Annotated in this window: 1 protein-coding gene; it reads right to left on the bottom strand. The window is 52.1% G+C overall.

The annotated features are described in order from the left end of the window. The coding region (ltrA, locus tag FTV09_RS17515; protein WP_180058990.1) for a group II intron reverse transcriptase/maturase at window positions 1-1553 on the bottom strand (1553 nt) is incomplete at its 3' end. Between the last annotated feature and the right edge of the window lie 578 nt (window positions 1554-2131).

The following is a 2131-nucleotide window of genomic DNA, read 5'->3' as shown; positions in this document are numbered from 1 at the left end:
CGGCTGTGCCATGGTGTATCTTTGGTGACTGGTTTAAGACAGGCGCAGCAGCGACCACCTTGTTTTAGCCACACCCGATACAGCTTGGCTCGCCCCTTTGCGGAGACCAGCATTCTTTTACCCCATCGGGATTCGAAGTACTCATCCCATGCGGGGTCATGAGGGTTAGCAGCAGCCTTGATCTTGATATGTCGCACAATTGGCGTGTCCGAGGCAGACACTAATGTGTATTGTCGCTTCCGACCATCGGCGGACTGTTCATCACATGAGAACACCCATCGACGCGCTCCTTGTACTTTGAAATACCGATCTTTGACCCATCGGAGTGTCTTGCGAGGGTGGCGACGTACAGCCCATCGCCAGAGCATTTCCCACACTGCGTTGTCTACCTGGTTGAAAACCTTCTTGGCAACGACATGACTATGATAGTTGGCCCAACCCCTTAGAATCGGGTTGAGCAAACCGATCAAAGTGGCCTGTCGTGTCGCTTTGTTTGCATTGATTAATGCTCGCAGCTTGTCAAGATGAGCGCTGATGTTTGCCTTTGACGGCTTGATCAGTAGCTTGCCGTTGTACTTACGTACGTTCCAGCCAAGAAAATCGAACCCGTTCCCTATGTGCGTGATTTTGGTCTTTTCCTGAGAGAGCACGAGACCGCGCTGCGCCAGAAATTCAACCACGGCAGGACGAACTTCATTTTCGAGCCACTCTTTAGAATACCCCGTGATGATGAAATCATCCGCATACCGTACCAGTTGCAGCTTTTTGCCTGTCCATTTGGCGTTAGAGAACCTCTTAGCCAGCATCGTTTCCAGTCCGTCCAAGGTCATGTTGGCCAGCACCGGGGAGATAATACCTCCTTGCGGTGTTCCGGAAAGACTGGGAAACAGCTTGCTTTGGTAGACGTAACCGGCTTTGAGCCATTTCCGTAGAATCACCTTGTCCATTGGGAGGTTGGCGATCATCCAGTCATGGCTGATATTGTCGAAACAGCCTTGAATGTCACCCTCTAGCACCCACTCCGCACTTACTTTTCTTGACAGCACACCAAAGCACTGTGCTGCAGCATCCGCGGTTGAGCGTTGCGGTCTGAACCCATAAGAGTTCCGATCAGCGATGGTCTCCGCGATGGGTTCCAAAGCCAGCAGATGGAGCGCCTGCATGGCCCGGCATTTCATCGTGGGTATCCCGAGAGGTCTCATCTTGCCATTTTTCTTCGGAATAAGGACTCTCCGAAGCGGAAGGGGCGTGTAACCTCGCCTCTTCAACGACATCATCGCACCGGTCTTGGCCTTGGGTGTATTCCAAGTCACCTTGTCGACCCCAGCCGTGTTTTTGCCTTTGTTTTCAGACACTCGTTTGACGGCCAATGCTTTGCCACTAAACGAGTGAGTCAGCAGCCATTGCAAAGCTTTCGCCTTGTTATGCCTGCCGTCTTGTACCGCCTTCACAATACGCGCTTGCAGCCCTCTGACATGACGCTGTACAGCAATCCAATCGATGCTGTCCCACGATGTGCTGGAAGGTGCACACGCTGATACTGCTGCATTCATTTGCTCTCCCTCCATTAAAAGGGTTCTACACACTCTCTTGTGATGAGAGACCATAAGGACGTCAGCCCGCTTTCGCGTGGGGTAATGTTTCAACCTCTATCCAACCCATTACAGACTGGCATTCGCTTTTTCCTCGTTCCTTCGCCCGCATCACCATGGGCAGTTTTTGCAAACTGCTTTCCCAATGGGAGTAATACGGGATTTCCACGTTCCGCTTACTGAAGTACATCGGCTTAGGTGCCTGCTATCGACCGGGAGGCGTATGGGTCACGAATGCGTAGTAGAAAGACGCAATTCCCACCTCCATTACCGTTTTGGTTCGAGCGTATCAGCCATTTCCGCTCGTTCAACTTAACGATCGTTACGCAGATTCACATGTGTTCACCATACCGATTATCTAGCCCTTGTCCGGCTATGGCTGCCAGAAGGGTACGCCTCTCACGATTGATACCCCGCACCTTGCGGTGCCTCGTTACATTGTCGAAGGCGCTCTTTATTCAGCCTTCTAGATTCACCCGGTGACACGGGTGGTTCCCGCAGGGGGAACAACTTCATTAAGCGACTTCGTGTCGCACCTC

It is taken from the genome of Acinetobacter sp. YH12227, assembly GCF_013417785.1.
Taxonomy (GTDB): domain Bacteria; phylum Pseudomonadota; class Gammaproteobacteria; order Pseudomonadales; family Moraxellaceae; genus Acinetobacter; species Acinetobacter gandensis.
The sequence above is the reverse complement of the archived record's forward strand: the minus strand, read 5'-3'. Positions and strand labels throughout refer to the sequence as shown.